This is a genomic window from Nocardia alni, assembly GCF_019038435.1.
Taxonomy (GTDB): Bacteria; Actinomycetota; Actinomycetes; order Mycobacteriales; family Mycobacteriaceae; genus Nocardia; species Nocardia alni.
Window position 1 is genome coordinate 1 of sequence record NZ_JAGPOX010000111.1, and the last position, 16,579, is coordinate 16,579.

Below are 16,579 nucleotides of genomic sequence, written 5' to 3' on the forward strand. Positions count from 1 at the left end.
CACCCCGCCCACCCCGCACACCCAGCCGGTGGAACCACAACACTTCGCGGTCGCCATCACCGCCTCGGCGAAGTCCCGGGGATGCGCGGCGTACCCGCCGAAGTCGGTCGGCTGGAGCATCCGCATGACCCCGGTCTGGCGCACCAGCTTGACGCTCTCGTCGGAGAGCTTGCCCCCGCGCTCGGTCTCGTCGGCGGCCGCCGTCAGTTGCGCGGCCACCTCCTCGACTCGGCGAACAACCTCGTGCGACATCCAGGACCTCCGAACGTGTCATGCTCCCCACCTCGTAGTGGGGACATTTCCGACCGTAGGCCGAATTCCGCCGGGCTTCGATGGTCGCTCTCGCTGATCGGGACCGGTCCGCGGGGGCGGACGAGCATCATCGTGGCCGCCGCCGAGCCGTCTTCGGTGCTCAGGCCCCGGCGGCGGCCCGGCTCCGATGACTCGAGCCGGCCGTCGGTCCGGTGGGTCAGGGGGTGATCAGCCCCGAGTCGCGGATGGACTCGGCGAGCGGTTCCAGGACGGTGGGTGTGTGGGGCGGGAGCAGGGCGATGATCGCCAGGTCCACGCCGTGTTCGCCGAATTCCGCTGCCCAGTCGAGGATTTCGCTGTGCCCCTTGGACGGATCGAAACGGCGCTGGGCCGAGACGGTGATCTCCGACGGATCGCGGCCGACGTCGGCGCAGTGCTGGGCCAGCACCTCGCGCTTGTGGGCGAATTCCTCGGCGCTTCCGCCGCTGAAGTTCCAGTGCTGGGCGTACTGGGCGACGATGCGCAGCGTGCGCTTCTCGCCACTGCCGCCGATGCAGATCGGCGGGTGCGGGCGCTGCGGGCCCTTGGGGTTGTTGCGTGCGTCCTTCAGCTGGTAGAAGCGGCCGTCGAAGTCCGTCGTCTCCTGGCTCAGCAGGCCGATCAGGACCTGGCAGGCCTCCTCGAACCGGTCGAGCCTGTCCTTGACGCTGCCCAATTCGATGCCGTAGGCGCCGGACTCCTCCTCGTTCCAGCCCGCGCCGATGCCCACCTCGAGCCGGCCACCCGAGATGATGTCCAGGGTCGCAACGATATTGGCCAGCACGGCCGGGTGCCGGTAATGGATGCCGGTGACCATGGTGCCCAGGCGAAGGCGGGTGGTCGCCTGGGCGAGGGCCGTGAGCGTGGTCCAGCCCTCCATACAGGGGCCGGTCGGGTCGGAGAAGATCGGATAGAAATGGTCGAATGTCCAGCCGGAGTCGTAGACATCGATCTCGTCGGCGGCACGCCAGGTCGCCAGCATGTCGGACCAGGTCGTTTCCTGTGGTGCGGTCTTGAAGGCGAATCGCATGGGTATGACGCTAAGATCTAGAGTGTGCTCCAAGTCAAGTCCGTCGAGATGACGGCGTGGCGGGTCGCTCGTCCAGGACCGATCTCCGGCGGTCCGCTGGAGCGTGTGCGGGAGACCGTTCCCGAGCCGGTTCCGGGGGAACTGCTGGTGCGCGTGCTGGCCTGTGGAGTATGCCGGACGGATCTGCATGTGACCGAGGGTGATCTGCCGGTGCATCGACCGGGGGTGGTGCCGGGGCACGAGGTCGTCGGGGAGGTCGTGGCGGTCGATGCGACGCGGCGGTTCGCGGTGGGTGACCGGGTCGGCATCGCGTGGTTGCGGTACACCTGCGGTGCGTGCCGGTTCTGCCTGCGCGGCGCGGAGAATCTGTGCCCGAACTCCCGCTACACCGGGTGGGACGCCGACGGCGGGTATGCCGAATTCACAACCGTTCCAGCGGATTACGCACATCCGCTGCCGTCCGGATATGCCGACGCCGAGCTCGCGCCGCTGCTGTGCGCGGGCATCATCGGGTATCGCGCGCTCGAGCGCGCCGCGCTGCCCGACGGCGGCCGGCTGGGCATCTACGGTTTCGGCGGCAGCGCGCATCTGGCCGCTCAGGTCGCCCTCGCGCGTGGGGCGCAGGTGCATGTGATGACCCGGGATCCGGCCGCGCAGTCCCTGGCGCTCGAGCTGGGTGTGGCCTCGGCGCAGGGCATGGCCGACCCGCCGCCTGTGCCGCTCGACTCGGCGATCCTGTTCGCGCCGGTGGGCAATCTGGTACTGCCGGCGCTCGAGGCATTGGACGGCGGCGGCGTGCTGTCGATCGCCGGCATTCACCTGAGTGATATCCCGGTGTTGAACTATCAGCGACATCTGTTCCGGGAGCGAGAGATTCGCTCGGTGACGGCGAATACCCGCGCCGACGCACGCGAATTCCTTGCGTTCGCGGGGGAGCACCGGCTCGAGGTGACCGCGCATCCGTACGGGTTGGACGCCGCCCCGCGGGCACTGTCGGATCTCGCACACGGGAAGTTTGCCGGTGCCGCCGTGATAATCCCCTGACACGCCGTAGACACGCCGATTCCCACAGGTAGGGTTCGCGATTCGCGTCCGATGACCTGGTCTCTGCTGCTTTGCTGTGACTATGCATCGGATAACCCAGCAGCGGCATGTCCGCGCCGCGCGGCCGTGGTTGTGGACGGCGCTGGTTGTGGGGTCGGTGGTGGCGGCCACGGTGTGGGCGGTGCGGCCGCATGCGGCGGAGTGCCGGTCCGTTGTCACGGTCCAACCGCCGATCCGTCATTCGGCGCCCGCCGTCACTGTTCCGTATTCCGCTGCACCCGAAGCGCCTTCGATCGTCGAGTGGCACGACGCGCCGGTCGCGGCCGAGGCCCGCTACTATGTCTTCACCCCCGGTGTGGCCTGTTCGTTCCCGGATCTGCCCATGGACGGTTATTACATCGGGGCGCCGACCGTCGAATACGACGGCAGCGCGGCGTGCGGCGCCTATGTCGACCTGACCGGTCCGCTCGGCACCGTGCGCGCCCAGATCGTGGATCGCTGCCCGGGCTGCGGGGCGGACCAGTACGACCTCAGCACCGCGGCCTTCACTCGAATCGCCGATCCGACAGCGGGTGTCGCGCAGATCGTCATGAGCCGCGTGCACAATCCGGCGCCCCCGGCGGATCTGGTGTACCGCGTGGCGGCCGGATCCTCGTCCGACTGGCTCGGTCTGCTGTTCACCGATTCCGGAAACCCGTTGAGCCGGGTGGAGATTCGTAACAGCTCCGGCGGGCCCGGCTACACCCTGACCCGTGGCATGGACGACTACTGGTCGATCTCCGGCGCGGGTCCGGGCCCGTTCACCGCCCTGGTGACCGATGTCGACGGTCACCAGGTGGAGGTTCACGGCATCACCCCCGCGCCGGGCTCCGGGCAACACACCGGCAGGAGCCTTTACGCCCTGGCCCCGCCGACGACCACCGCCCCGGTACCTATGGCCGCCGGGGCCACGGTCGCACCTGCGCCGGTTCGGTGCATGTGACGGTGCGGCGATCGGTTCCTCGCCCTGGCTGGGCGCACTCGATGTGCCTGTGGCCGAGGTCAGCACGACGCACGGTCGCGGGTTGCCGGTCCACCGTCAGCTGGAGATGGCCACCATGATTCCGGGCGCGCGGATCGTCCCGGCCAGGGCCGGGGACACCGCGTGTGTCTCGATGCCGATGTGTTCGTGTCCGGAACTGCTCGAGGCGTGCGCATCGGACACCGAGCCGCTGAAATAACCGTCTGCCGAGATGGATTCCCGCCGGGAAGCGTGGGGAAATAACGGGCGGCGTGCCGGAAAAAGTTAGGGGTTGTGTCGCGCGGATGGATACAGTATCGCCGCGATTGGGTATCTCTCCAGCAGAGTTCGTTGCCGGTTCCGGTCGGGCGCTCGTACCTTGGGTCTCATCAGGTCGGGAAAATAGTCACTGACAATAGTCGGTAGTTGCCGACCTCTCACAACGGCGTGAGTGGGTGAGGACAATGGGCGACCGGAAGGTTGTGCTATCTGGAAAATGGCGTACCACTTGGGTATTGGGCATCGCGCTGCTCTTGGCGGGCGTGCTCTACCCTGCTCCGCAGGCCAGAGCGCAAGGGTGCGCGGCCGTGGATGTGGTGGTCGCCAGGGGAACTACGGAACCGGGATATCTCGGCAGTGCGGTGGGTGATCCGCTCTACGCGGATCTGCAACGTCGATTGCCGATGAGCCTGAGCGGCTATCGGGTGAACTATCCGGCCGATCTCACCAACGTCGGCTCCGTCGGCGATGGCAGCGGGGATCTCGTTGCGCACCTGGCGAATCAGGCGGCGGCCTGTCCAGATCAGCGATTCGTCGTGGTTGGGTATTCGCAGGGCGCGGCCGTCGTGCACACGGTACTGGGCACCGGGCCCACCGGCGGCATCCCGGGCGCGGTCCGGCTGAACGGCGCCCTCGGCTCGCGGATTTCGGTGGTGCTGCTGTTCGGCGATCCGCTACGGCTGGCCGGTTGGGGTGTGCCCGCGCAGTTCGCCACGCGCACCGCGAACTTCTGTGCCCCTGGGGATCCCGTCTGCGCCGGGGGGCTGAATCCCGCCGCGCACGTGTCCTACGGCGGTGATTTCGTCGCCGCCGCGGATTTCACCGCGTCGCGGCTGTGATCACTTGCGCTGCACCCGGCTCGACGGTGGCTGCACGTTACCCTCGGTGGTGAGATACGACTCGAGGGCGTTCAGATCCGCCGGGCCGACCGCGCTCTGCGGGCCCTGGGCGAAGACGCTGAAACCGTCTCCGCCCGAGGCGAGGAAGTTGTTCGTCGAGACCTGGTACACCGCACCGGGATCCAGCGGACGCCCGGCTATGCGCACGGAGTCCTCGAGCACCTTGTGGTCCTTCGGCGCGGCATCGTCGTAGGCGTAGGTGATCCCGGCCACCGACAGTACGCCCGGGGTGACGTGGTTATCCCATTGTTGCTCCAGCAGTTTCAGGATCTGCTCACCGGTGAGCGCGACGTCCACCACCTCGTTGCCGAACGGCTCGACCGTGTACGCCTGCTGGTAGGTGATGGCCCCGCCGCTCAGATCGGCCCGCACGCCACCGGGATTCATGAACGCGGCCACCGCGTGCTGGGGCGCCATGGCCGAAAGCATGGAGTCGGCGATCAGATCGCCCAGCGGCGAATCACCGCCCGGCGTAGGATCGTTCGGCAGTGGGCCGTTGGCGTCGCCGATGACCTGTCCGGCCTTCGGCGCGGACTGCGCGGCATAGAAGTCGACCAGCCGGGAGGCCGCCGGATCCTTGGTGACCGTGCGGGTGACGACGCGATTGACCGCGTGGGCGTCCACGGTGCCATCGTGGAAGCGCAGCGTCACATCGGTGATCAGCCGCCCGAACGAGGACGCCTGGGTGACCACCTTGCCGTCGATGACGCAGTTGTAGGCCAGATGGGTGTGGCCGGTGAACAGCACGCGCACGGCGGAATCGATGTGCTGCGCCAGCGCGGTGACGTTCGGGGTGATGTTCACACAGCCGTTGTAATCGGCCGGTGCGCCGTGGGTCTGCTGTGCGCCGCCGTCGTGGATCAGCGCGACGATCGTTTCCGCGCCCGCCGACTTCATCTGCGGCACATACTTGTTTATCGCGTCCGCTTCGTCGCCGAAGGTATAGCCGGCGATGGCGTCGGGCATCACGATATTCGCGGTCGTCGGGGTGACGACGCCGACGACACCGATCTTGTGGCCGCCCACGGTGAGCATGGTCCACGGCCGCAGACCCGGCGGGAGCTGCCCGCCCTGGTCTGTCACATTGGCGGCCAGATACGGGAATGCGGCCCCCGTGAACGGCTGTCCGGGCGAACACCCGTCGGCCGCGCACCCGCCCTGCTGTAACCGCGTCAACTCCGGTATGCCGTGGTCGAATTCGTGATTGCCGACCGACGACGCAGCGACTCCTACGGAATTGAGGAAGTCGATGGTGGGCTCGTCGTGGAACAGTGCCGAGACCAGCGGGCTGGCACTGACGTTATCGCCGGCCGAGACGACTGCGCTGGCCGGATAGGCGGCCTTCAGCGTGGCCAGATGAGCGGCCAGATATGCCGCGCCACCCGCCGCGTACTGGTCGATATGGCCGTTGGTCCCCTCGGGCGGCTCCAGATTGCCGTGCAGATCGTTGATCCCGAACAGATGCACCTCATCCGACTTCGCCGGGATCAGGTCGTCGGTGGCGACCAGCGGTATCTTCCCGCCGTGCGCCGGTGTCGCGGTATTGTGTCCGCTGCTGCCGCAACTGACCACCACCACAACGCCGATCACGGCGACGGCCGCCTCGATTGCCCGGTGACGCAGCTTCATAAACCTCGACTCTGACAGATTCATCCGGCCGCCGCACTGCCGTCGGGTTAACTTCGCGTGCTCAGCAGTACCTCGGCCGCCCGGCGAGCCTCGGCGGCCGCGTCCGGCGTGCCGCTGATCCCCGCAGCCACCATCGCGCCCTCGGCCAGCAGGTATACGCCCTCCACCGCGGCGGGCCGTACGGCGCTCACCCATCCGGCCAGTTGGTCGTGGAACGCGGACTTATGAGTGCGGACCTCGGCGAGAACCGCCGCGGAGGACGCGCCGAGCTCACCGTGCGCGTTGATCCAGGCGCATCCGCGAAAACCCGGCTCGGCGAACCAGACGCGCAGCCAGTCGAAGACCGCGAGGACTCGCTCGCGTGGGTCGGCGACGCGCTCGACGTGCGCGGCCAGGTTCGAGCGCCACCGGATATCGCGCCGCCGCAGCATCGCCGCGACCAGATCGTCTTTGGATCCGTAGAGGGCGTAGACCCGCTTCAGCGACAGCCCGCTGGACCGGCATATCTCATCCATCCCGACGGCCTGAATGCCCTTGCCGTACATCAGTGTTTCAGCGGCGTCGAGCAGCGATCGCCGATCACGCTCCCTTTCCTCGGCAGTGATGGCGGCGGGCAACGCATGACTCCTTGACGTTGGGAACGGTCGTTCTCTATCGTAGCGGACGACGGTCGAGAACGACCGTTTCCGATAGTGCAGGAGGGATCAATGTCCGAGAGTCGCCCGCCGCTTCCGCCCTTCACACGGGAGACCGCGGCACAGAAGGTGCAGACCGCCGAGGATGCGTGGAATACGTGTGATCCGCACCGGGTGGCGCTGGCGTACACGACCGATTCGGTCTGGCGCAATCGCGACCGGTTCGTCAGCGGCCGGGCCGAGATCGTCGAGTTCCTGACCGGTAAGTGGGAGCGGGAGCTCGAGTACGCGCTGCGCAAGAGCCTCTGGGCGTTCGACGACAACCGGATCGCGGTGCGCTTCCAATACGAGTGCCGTGACGCCGAGGGGCAGTGGTGGCGCAGCTACGGCAACGAACTGTGGGAGTTCTCCGACGAGGGACTGATGCGGCGACGTGAGGCGAGCATCGACGACACCCGCATCACCGCGGCCGAACGCCGGATCTTCGGCCCGCGTCCGGAGAACGAGTACGGTAGCCCGATTCCGCTGCGCTGAGAAACGTGCGGGCACTGAACCTTCGGCTACCAGTTCAGGCCCGGGATACGGTTCGTGATGTGGGTCGCCGGGCTCGGCATACCCATCAGCGGCTGCACGATCGGGGCCAGCGCCAGCAGCGGGCTCCGGCCGGACTGCTTCGAGGTGTCGGGCCTCGAATCTCCACGGGCCGCGCCGGATTCGCCGAACATGCGGAAACCGCGATGCAGGACGGCCTTTTTCACCGACGGAAGCACGGTGTCCAGCAGTTGGGCGAAGGTGCCGATCGGGGTGTCGATGCGGTCGGGGCGTTCGGTCAGTGCGCGCAGCACGATGCCGGCCGCCTGCTCGGGGGTGTGCACGGGAATGGACCGGTACAGCTCGGTCGGAGCGATCATCGGCGTGCGCACCAGTGGCATCCGCACGGAGGTGAAGGTGATTCCGGCATCGGCGTTTTCGACCGCGGCGATCTCGCTGAACGTATCCAGGGCCGACTTGCTGGCCACGTAGGCGGCGAAGCGGGGCAGTTTGGTCTGCACCGCGATCGAGGAGATGTTGACGATGTGCCCGAAGCGGCGTTCGCGCATCGAGGGCAGCAGCGCCAGGATCAGCCGGACCGCGCCGAAGTAGTTGACGGCCATGGTGCGCTCGAAATCGTGCATCCGGTCGGTCGAATCGAGCACCGAGCGGCGGATCGAGCGGCCAGCGTTGTTGACCAGGTAGTCGACGTGGCGATGGTCGGCGAGGATCTGTTTGACCAGTAGTTCGACCGCCTTCTCGTCGGTGATGTCGCACGAGTACGCCTGCGCCGCACCGCCGGCCGAGCGCACCTCGGCGGCCGCTGTCTCGAGATCGTCGAGGTTGCGGGCCACCATCAGCACGGTGGCGCCGCGCCGGGCGACCGCGTGCGCGGTGGCCAGTCCGATGCCGGAGGACGCGCCGGTGATCAGCACGATCCGGCCGTGCAGCGGATCCCCGCGATGCGGACGGGCGCGGTCCGGATCCATTCGGGTGCGCCAGAATTCCCACAGTGTGGCGGCGTAGTCCTCGAAGGCGGGCGGGGTGATCCCGCGCAGCCGGGCTCGGGTGGAATCGGAGACGAACACCGAGGCGAAGGAGGCGTGCGGTGCGACCTGCGGTGGAATTCCCCACTGCCGCAACAGCTGATCGCGCACCTGCGGGACGCCGGGGATCTGTTCCAGGGCCCGCAGCGCCAGGCCGCTGCCCGGTAGCGTGCCCAGGGTGGCGGGTGCGCCCGCCGCGCGGGCCAGCGCGGCGTAGACCTCGGCGAACGGTTGCGGGCGCGGGTTGACCAGATGGAATGTGCGCCGGTTCATTCCGGGCTGGCCGATCAACTCGACCATCGCCGCGGCGACATAGTCGACCGGCACGATATTGGTCGCGCCCAGGTCGGGCAGCACCATCGGAGCAGGCACTGCGGCCAGGCGTGCGATCGCGGGGAAGAAGTAGTACGGCCCGTCGATCTTGTCCATCTCGCCGGTGCGCGAGTCGCCGACGATGATCGCCGGGCGATACACCCGCCAGCGCAGGCCGCGGGCCTCACGCACGAGCTTCTCGGCTGCGAATTTGGTTCGGTGATAGGGCGATTCGAGGTTCTGGCCCAGATCGAAGTCGTCCTCGAAGAATTCGCCGCGGTGATCGCCCGCGACGGCCACGGAGGAGACGTGGTGCAGCATCGCGCCGAGCCCGGTGGCGAGCGCGATCACCGAGCGGGTGCCGATGACGTTGGTGGCGTACGCGGCTTCCTCGTCCGCTGTCATGTCGTAGATCGCGCCCAGATGGACGATATGGTCCGCACGCGGCGGAACATCTTGCAGTCCAAGGTTTTCCGCTGCGAGATCGCCGAGCATGGGGAAGACCCGGTCGGTCGCGTTCCATGCGTCGGCCAGATCGGCGAGTTTGGCGGCCGAGGCCTCGCGCACCAGAACGTGCACGACGGCGTCGGCGTCGCGGGCCAACAGGTCCTGGACCACACGTCGTCCCAGGAATCCGGTGCCGCCCGTCACGATGTAGGAGACCATCGCCTCTCCTGACTGTCGAACGTGGACTTGTGAGAGTCACTGCTCGTCCGACATTCACCGATGGATGTGGACGTGAGAATCGCCCCGCGGGTCGGCTGCCCTAGCGGACACGGGGTCGAGTCGAGGAACCCCTTCGTGCCTAACTGGTAGGTAACTTTAGCTGCGCGGCCGACGAGTCCGCAAACTAGAAGACGCCCCCTGTGGTGTGTGTCGTGTCACCACGTGGGAGCGCCGAACGATAGGTGTTTCAACGGTTTTCAGATACCGCCGGGTACAGATGGTTACCTTTCGGCGAATCCGGTCAGCCGCGGCGTCGGATCGGGAATTCGGCCGCCAGCTCCCGGAACATCGCGGAGTTGAAGTCGAAGGCGCGCTGGCATTCGCCCAGCACCCGCTGGCGCTCGAGCTCGTCGACCGCGAGCGCGTCCAGCAGTTCACGGTATTCGCGCTTGAACGCGGCCGGGTTGGGGATCTGGTCGAAGACGTAGAACCGCACGCCGGCCCCGCGCTTGGGCAGCTGCCACAGCTTCTCGGCGGTGCCGCGGACGACCTGGCCGCCGGACAGATCGCCCAGGTAGCGGGTGTAGTGGTGGGCGACGTAGCCCGCGGGCCACTGCTGCGCGCATTCGCGCACGCGCGCGGCGTAGGCGGCGGTGGAGGGCAGCGGTTCGAGCTCCGCACGCCAGTTCGCACCGCCGAGATGAGCCAGATCGTCCTCGAGATGGGCGACGCGCGCCAGCTCCGGCCGCACGAACGGACCCGCCACCGGATCGTGCGCGAGGGCGTCGGAATACGCCTCGAGCGCCTCGTAGACATGCCACAGCTGGGCGGTATAGCGGTAGAACGCCTCGACCCCGAGGCCCCCGCCGAGCATATCGCTCATGAACGTGGAGTTCTCCGCGTCCGCGTGTTGCCGCTCGGTAGCGGTGCGGATCCGCGCGGAGAACGGCACGATCTCGGGCTGCGTGCTCTCGGGCATGTGCTGGGGTCCTCGCTTCGATCGGCGCATACTTTGGGTAACCTAAGTTCTACCCCGACGATACCCGGTCGGCCGTACCCTGGAATCAAACTTTCGGACGGTTGGTCCTCCGCCGCCGGTCGTCCGCTGGGAATTCCGTCATCGTGCATGACACCGGTCGCCCGGTGTCCGGTTGCTGATCGGAGGCTGGAGCCCCGGAACTCTGAGCGATCACTCGGGCGATTCCCAGCGGGGAGATAGTGACCGGCAGGTACCGTCCGGGATTATGAAGACTCCACTGGGGCGACGATTGTTGCTCGGTCTGGTGACGACGGGGGCGGTGGTTCCGGCTCTCGCGGCATGCGGTGGAAAGCATGATCGAGAGAAGGGGGCGCCGGTGGTGCGGTCCACGGGCGGTACGTCGCCCGATACGGTGATGATCATTCGGCATGCGGAGAAACCGGAGGGGTCCGGCCCGCCGTACGGGATCACCGATGACGGGGAGCAGGACGAGAAATCGCTGATCGTCCGGGGATGGACGCGGGCGGGCGCGCTCGTGGAGTTGTTCGATCCACGCGACGAGGATGCCGAGCCTGTCGCTATCCGCGCCGGAATCGCCCGGCCCGCGACCATTTTCGCGGCCGACCCGGGTAAGCACGGCAGTAAGCGGCCATTGGAGACGGTGACGCCGCTGGCGCAGGCGCTGGGGTTGCAGGTGGATCAACGGTTCGGCAAGGGGCAGGAGGCCGAACTGGTCGCCGCGCTCGCCGCCGCGCACGGTCCGGTGCTGATCGGCTGGGAGCACGAGAACATCGAGGCGATCATCGATGCGATGGGGACGATCACGCCGGCGCCGCCCAAGACCTGGCCGGGCGACCGGTTCGACGTGGTGTACGTATTCCACCGCGACGGGGCCGGATGGAGCTTCACGCAGGTCCCGCAGATGATGCTGGCCGGTGATACCACGACGCCGATCAGCTGAGCGCCGCGGCGACCGTCTCGGCCATGCGGGCGCGGAACGCGCTGGGGGAGAAGGACTCCGCGTACTCCCGGATAATGGCCGAATCATAGCCGTGCGGGTCGAATTCGCGCATGGCGGTGGCGAATTCGGTGACCAGCTCCGGATCCTCGGCCGGCGGCAGTAGTTCACCCGTCCGGCCGGGGAGCACGGTGTCCAGTGCGCCGCCCGCGCCGACGGCGAGAACCGGTGTGCCGCAGGCCATCGCCTCGACCGGGACGATGCCGAAGTCCTCGACGCCGGGCATCAGCAGGGCACGGCAGCGGCGGTACATGTCCAGCAGGACCGCATCGGGGGCTGCGCCGAGGAAGGTGGTCTCGGGGCCCGCGATCGATTCCAGGTAGGGGCGAAATCGACCCTGGCCCAGGATGATCAGGCGGCAGCCCGCCTGTTGCGCCGCGCGGATCGCCAGGTCGGGACGCTTGTACGGGACCAGGCGGCCCGCGCACAGGAAGAAATCCTCGCGGTCGAACGCGGGCTCGGGGGAGAACCGATCGATGCGCACGGGCGGGCTGACTACGGTCGCAGGCAGACCCCACCAGTCGTGTACGCGCGCGGCGACGGCCCTCGAGTTGGCGACCACGTGGGTCAGCCGGGGTGCGGCGGAGAGTTCCCGACGGCGGGCCAGGCGGCCCAGCGCGGTCAACGCAAGGCGTCCGGCGAGCCCGCCTGCCTCCTGTGCCCGGAATCCTGGATCCCAGGCCCAGCGTGCGGGACTGTGCACATACGCGATGACGGGTGCCTCGGTAGCGAATACGGCCTGGGTGGCGAAGGCGTGATGGCTGACGACGACCGCGTCGAATCGATCGCGCAGTGGTAGATGGCGCAGTGTTCGCGGGACCAGGGGCAGCAGCGGTGCGTGAGAACGACCGCGAAGCATCGTGTGCGCGTCACTGAGCCAGGTGGTGTGAAATGAAAAACGTTCCGGTGCCAGGAAATCGGGCACGTCGGATCGACGGGGTTGTGCCGCCGGGTGATCCTGGACGGTCGACCGGGCGGCGGCACGCACGGCCTCGAGGCACTCCGTCGTGGCGATCGGCGCGAAGACCTCGGCATCGGTCCAGAGCTTCAGCAACTCTGCGACAACCGCTTCGGATCCGCCGTACTCGGTGAACCGCTCGTGTACGAGCGCGATGCGTGGCCCGCTCATGATCGCTCGGCGATTTCTACGACGCGGGGCGCGGCCAGCCGCCGGAGCGCGGGCGCGACCGGGCGACCGCGCAGCAGCCCGGCGACCGTGCCGGATTCGATGGCGCGCCGGTAGATCTCGGCGGCCGGTCGGCACGCCTCGATGGTGGCGTCGATATCGTCGTCGGCGTGGGCGGCGGAGGTGACGAACGACTGTCCCAGCACGCCGCGCGCGAGCAACTCCTGGAGGAACAGCGTTCGAAACGGTTGGGACGGCTGCCCTTCGGGGTCGAGGGTGCGGAAGATCAGGCAGGCGGGCCGGCCCAGCACCTGGAGGTGGTCGGCGATGCCGAGATCGGCGGCGATCTTGTTCACCCCGTCCGCCAGCCGCCGCCCGGCGCGGCTCATCCGGCCGATGGGGTCGGTGTCGCGATACGCGGCGACGACCGCGCGGAATGCGGCCAGCGACGCGGTTTCCGGCCCGTGCGTGGTGGACAGCAGGAACACCCGGTCGCGGTCGGTGCGCAGGCCGCCCAGCTCCATGAATTCGCGCTTACCCGCGAGGGCCGAGAGCGGAAAGCCGTTGGCCATCGCCTTACCCCAGCAGGACAGGTCGGGTGTCACGCGGTACACCTGTTGCGCCCCACCGGAAGACCACCGGAATCCGGTGATCATCTCGTCGAAGACCAGCAGCGTGCCGTGCCGGTCGCACAGCGCCCGGACCCCGGCCAGATAACCGGGATCGGGCTCGGCCAGGGCGGTCGCGGCCTCCATCACCACACACGCCACCGGATGCGAATCGAGCGCGACGGCAAGGGAAGTCAGGTCGTTGTAGGTGAACCGCACGGTCGAGGTCGCGGGGATGCCGGCGTTCATCGGGGTGAGGCCGATGAACCAGTCGTCCACGGAGAAGAACGGCTGATCGCAGACCGCCACCACCTCGCGCCCGGTGGCCGCGCGGGCCAGGCGCACCGCCGCGGTGGTGGCGTCGGAGCCGTTCTTGGCGAACTTCACCATGTCCGCACCCGGAACCAGCGACAGGAAGTCCTGCGCGGCAAGTAGTTCCAATTCGGTGGGCCGGGAGAAGCTCACCCCGTCGGCGATGGTGCGCGTGACCGCGTCCACCACCGGGCGGTAGCCGTGCCCGAGGGTGACCGAGCGCAAGCCCATCCCGTATTCGACGTATTCGTTGCCGTCGCAGTCCCATACGTGACATCCGCTGCCGCGCACCAGGATCGGCGCCATCGCATCGGGATACTGATCGGCGCCCCGGGCATAGGTGTGCGCGCCGCCGGGGACGAGTTCGTGCAGGCGCGCCTGGATCGCGCTGCTTCGGGTGAAGTCCGGCACCTATTCACGCTCCCCGATCGTCAACGCCCACAGGGCATGATCGGAGCGGTGGCCCGTGGGCCCGCGATGGTCGCGCATGGTCCCCTCCTTCAACAGCCCTGCGTGCGCCGCGGCCGTGGTGGATTCGATATCGGTGGTCTCGATCTCCGCTGCCACCCGGTACAGGCCCAGCCGGTCGAACGCGTGGTGCAGGACCGCGCGGATCGCGGCCGCGCGGATGTCCACGCCGGCGCGGGTGGGGTCGGCCCACAGGAACAGCCGGGCGTTGCGATCGAACATGTCCAGGTCGAACAGCCGCGCCTCACCGCAATAGTCGCCGTCGATCTCGAGGACCAGGACGAGACCGCCGGGTGAGCGTAAACCTGCTCTGCTGAGGGAGAATTCGCGCCACCACGCGGTGCGCGAATGTCGCCGCGCCCACTGCGCGGACGGGATCACGCCATCGAGCAGCGCGTGATTGCGAATCCGGGACCTCCGCCAACCCGGACCGTCGGACCGTCGCCTGGTGCGCAGCACCGCGCGGGGATGCCCGGGGAGGTTCAGTCGCACAGTGCGTGTCGCACGCCATCGGGGTATCCGGTGGTAGAGGTCCCCGATAGCGAGACGACCCGCCACCAGCACGAGTTTCACCGACCGCTTCGGCGACCGTGCCGGTTCCGGTGCGATGGCCTCGTCGGTGTCGCAGGGCGCAGGAGGCGACGCGGCGGGGATCGGGGCGCACGGCCGGCCCGTGATGTGCGGATCATGCTGCCGTGACCCGTGTTCGGTACCGCTGCGCCGCGTCCACTGCGCGACGAATCCGCCCGGCGGGATCCGCGTCCTGATCAACGCCCACAGTGCGTGGTCGCGGCGCGCGCCTCCCGCGTCGAAATAGCGTGCCATCAGCGCCTCACGGACGAACCCGAGCTGCGCCGCACCGGCTGCCGCGGCGGTGTTCTCGGGTGATATCGGTGCGACGATGCGGTGCAGCCCCAGCGCGCCGAAACCGTAATCGGCGACCAATGCCGCGGCCAGGCCGCCGAATCCGTGCCTGGCCAGCCCCGCATCGATCCAGATGCTCATCTCCGCCGTACCGCCGTGCCGGTCGATCCCGCACAGCTCGCACTGTCCGGCGAACCGGCCGTTCACCTCGATCACCCCGGCCAGTCGGCGCCCGGCCCGCGCCTCGGCCAGGGCCAGGAGAACCTCACGGACCCACTGGCTTTCGGTATGCCGCAGTGGCCAGTCGAGCGTCGAGCTGTACCAGAACGGTTCGATCAGCGCCCGATCGCGCAACCGGATCGCGCGCCAGGAGGCATGGTCGGCCGGGCGCGGCGGCCGGATCACGACACTGCCACCGGGAAGCCGGGCCGGGCCGAGTACAACCCGGTCCAGACGCCCGCCGCTCATGTGCGTGGCCGCTGTGAACCCAGCGCCGTGGTCTTCAGGACGCCATCGGTTCCCACCGACACCCGCCAGTACGATCCGACGGGATCCTTGAGCACGATCCCCGCGGCAGTGTTGTCGGAAAGCCATGCGCCACTGGGGAGTACAGCAGACAGCACGGTACCGTCGCGATCGGCGAGGTGGAGGATGTCGTCGTCCGGTGAGGCGGCCCGCGCCACGGTCGTCCCGGAGAAACGCGCCCCATGCACGCTGCCGCGGGCGATGACGTGCCAGCCGGCCGGGAAGGCGCGCGGGTCGAGATCGTCGGCGGAGCCGGAGATCAGGTTGATCGCGGTCCCGTCGGGGCAGCCGGCGGGGTCGATGCGCAGCTCGGTGGCCGGGGTGTCCAGATCGGCGTCGAACTGCACGTTCGCCAGATACGGCTGACGGCAATGCACCAGGTCCAGGCAGGTCGTGCGGGCGGCGATCTTGCAGTTGACCATGCCGAACTGGGCCGGTCCGCCCTGCGAGTCGCCGATCGACAGGGCGGTGTCGGCGCCCTCGAACCAGACGTTGGTGAACCACCAGTCGTTGGCCTCGCCCTCGACCACGACATGGCGATCGGTGGTGCGCGGATCGGCGTCGGAGACGAATTCGACGTTGGTCAGCGCCAATCCGGCGTTGTCGTCGTTGCCGGTGCCGAGTACGCCGATCCGGTTGTCGGTGAATTTGGATGAGGTGACGTAATTCTGGATGCAGGAGGCGACCAGGCCGTAGCCGAAGTTGTTGATATCGCAGTCGATGAACGCGGTGCCGCCGGTATTGCCGTCCAGCACAACGCCGCGCTGGGCGGCATAGCGAGGATAGTTGCCGGACAGATGATTTCCGCGCAGCACCACCGATTCGAACGAACAGCGGAACGAGCCGGTGATGTGCACCGCCGTGGCCTTCGGGCCGGTCAGATAGAAGCCCATGCGGGAGAAGCGGACTCGCTGTCTTCCGTTGAGGGTGACCAGGGTGTCGTCACCGTCGTAGCTGATGGTGGTGACGTCCGCGCCGTCGCCGAGAATCGTCGCGTAGTCCGACAGTGCGGGCCACTGGGTGACGCGGTAGTCACCGGCGGGCAGATACAGCACCAGCGGCGACGTGCCGGCGGCCGCGGCCCGGGCCAGTGCGGCGGTGTCATCGGCCCTGCCGTCGCCGACCGCGCCGAAGTCGCGGATATTGCGAGCCGCGCGAACGTCGGTGACCCGGGGCGAACGGAATTGCGCGTCGCCGATCGAGGTGGCGTCCGACGCGCACGCCGCGAGTGACCCGGCCGCGGCCATGCCCAGCGTCACAGCCAGGACTCTGCGCCGGTCGAGTGGGCCGGGTGTGTCCGGTGGTCGCTCGCTCATG

15 protein-coding genes and 1 pseudogene are annotated in these 16,579 nt (G+C 68.3%); 5 read left to right on the forward strand and 11 right to left on the reverse strand.

Features of this window, described 5'->3' with window-relative positions; all coding sequences use genetic code 11:
* A pseudogene (locus JZ791_RS32050) lies at positions 1–252 on the reverse strand (hydroxylase); the annotation flags it as partial.
* 217 nt (positions 253–469) lie between these two features.
* A complete protein-coding gene (locus tag JZ791_RS32055; RefSeq protein WP_216899578.1) occupies positions 470–1,321 on the reverse strand; it encodes an LLM class F420-dependent oxidoreductase in 852 nt (283 codons plus the stop codon).
* Between the two features lie 48 nt (positions 1,322–1,369).
* Here JZ791_RS32055 and JZ791_RS32060 point away from each other — a divergent pair, with 48 nt between their 5' ends.
* The gene (locus JZ791_RS32060) at positions 1,370–2,365 is read left to right on the forward strand and encodes a zinc-binding alcohol dehydrogenase family protein (RefSeq protein ID WP_216899626.1); all 996 of its coding nucleotides are present in this window, start codon (positions 1,370–1,372) and stop codon (positions 2,363–2,365) included.
* Positions 2,366–2,447: 82 nt separating this feature from the next.
* The gene (locus JZ791_RS32065) at positions 2,448–3,347 is read left to right on the forward strand and encodes an expansin EXLX1 family cellulose-binding protein (protein WP_216899580.1); all 900 of its coding nucleotides are present in this window, start codon (positions 2,448–2,450) and stop codon (positions 3,345–3,347) included.
* A gap of 96 nt (positions 3,348–3,443) precedes the next feature.
* Here JZ791_RS32065 and JZ791_RS46190 read toward each other — a convergent pair whose 3' ends face one another.
* Positions 3,444–3,569: a hypothetical protein gene (locus JZ791_RS46190; protein ID WP_256462000.1), complete on the reverse strand. Its 126-nt coding sequence runs from the start codon at positions 3,567–3,569 to the stop codon at positions 3,444–3,446.
* 311 nt (positions 3,570–3,880) lie between these two features.
* On the opposite strand from JZ791_RS46190, the gene JZ791_RS32070 reads away from it, so the two are divergent.
* On the forward strand, positions 3,881–4,483 hold the full coding sequence (locus JZ791_RS32070) for a cutinase family protein (RefSeq protein ID WP_254206697.1): 603 nt from the start codon (positions 3,881–3,883) through the stop codon (positions 4,481–4,483).
* On the opposite strand, the gene JZ791_RS32075 is transcribed toward JZ791_RS32070, so the two are convergent.
* Positions 4,484–6,172, reverse strand: a complete 1,689-nt coding sequence (locus JZ791_RS32075) for a bifunctional metallophosphatase/5'-nucleotidase (RefSeq protein ID WP_216899584.1) — start codon at positions 6,170–6,172, stop codon at positions 4,484–4,486.
* Positions 6,173–6,219: 47 nt separating this feature from the next.
* Positions 6,220–6,789, reverse strand: coding sequence for a TetR/AcrR family transcriptional regulator (locus JZ791_RS32080; protein WP_216899586.1), 570 nt, complete (start codon positions 6,787–6,789; stop codon positions 6,220–6,222).
* Between the two features lie 90 nt (positions 6,790–6,879).
* Between JZ791_RS32080 and JZ791_RS32085 the strand changes: the two genes are divergently transcribed.
* Positions 6,880–7,341 (forward strand): nuclear transport factor 2 family protein, encoded by a 462-nt coding sequence (locus JZ791_RS32085; protein ID WP_216899587.1) that lies wholly within the window; start codon positions 6,880–6,882, stop codon positions 7,339–7,341.
* Positions 7,342–7,367: 26 nt separating this feature from the next.
* Here JZ791_RS32085 and JZ791_RS32090 read toward each other — a convergent pair whose 3' ends face one another.
* Together JZ791_RS32090 and JZ791_RS32095 are read right to left on the reverse strand one after the other, a co-directional pair.
* A complete protein-coding gene (locus JZ791_RS32090; RefSeq protein WP_216899589.1) occupies positions 7,368–9,362 on the reverse strand; it encodes an SDR family oxidoreductase in 1,995 nt (664 codons plus the stop codon).
* 301 nt (positions 9,363–9,663) lie between these two features.
* Positions 9,664–10,341: a biliverdin-producing heme oxygenase gene (locus JZ791_RS32095; protein ID WP_216899591.1), complete on the reverse strand. Its 678-nt coding sequence runs from the start codon at positions 10,339–10,341 to the stop codon at positions 9,664–9,666.
* 265 nt (positions 10,342–10,606) lie between these two features.
* Between JZ791_RS32095 and JZ791_RS32100 the strand changes: the two genes are divergently transcribed.
* Positions 10,607–11,302: a hypothetical protein gene (locus tag JZ791_RS32100; RefSeq protein ID WP_216899593.1), complete on the forward strand. Its 696-nt coding sequence runs from the start codon at positions 10,607–10,609 to the stop codon at positions 11,300–11,302.
* On the opposite strand, the gene JZ791_RS32105 is transcribed toward JZ791_RS32100, so the two are convergent.
* The 4 genes from JZ791_RS32105 to JZ791_RS32120 are packed head-to-tail and all read right to left on the reverse strand — an operon-like array spanning position 11,295 to position 16,578.
* Positions 11,295–12,488 (reverse strand): glycosyltransferase, encoded by a 1,194-nt coding sequence (locus JZ791_RS32105; protein WP_216899595.1) that lies wholly within the window; start codon positions 12,486–12,488, stop codon positions 11,295–11,297. The genes JZ791_RS32100 and JZ791_RS32105 overlap by 8 nt on opposite strands.
* Positions 12,485–13,816, reverse strand: a complete 1,332-nt coding sequence (locus JZ791_RS32110) for a glutamate-1-semialdehyde 2,1-aminomutase (protein ID WP_216899597.1) — start codon at positions 13,814–13,816, stop codon at positions 12,485–12,487. Before JZ791_RS32110 ends, JZ791_RS32105 begins: the two co-directional genes overlap by 4 nt.
* A complete protein-coding gene (locus JZ791_RS32115) occupies positions 13,817–15,205 on the reverse strand; it encodes a GNAT family N-acetyltransferase (protein ID WP_216899599.1) in 1,389 nt (462 codons plus the stop codon).
* On the reverse strand, positions 15,202–16,578 hold the full coding sequence (locus JZ791_RS32120) for a glycosyl hydrolase family 28-related protein (RefSeq protein ID WP_216899606.1): 1,377 nt from the start codon (positions 16,576–16,578) through the stop codon (positions 15,202–15,204). The genes JZ791_RS32115 and JZ791_RS32120 overlap by 4 nt, the downstream gene beginning before the upstream one ends.
* Position 16,579 lies beyond the last annotated feature (1 nt).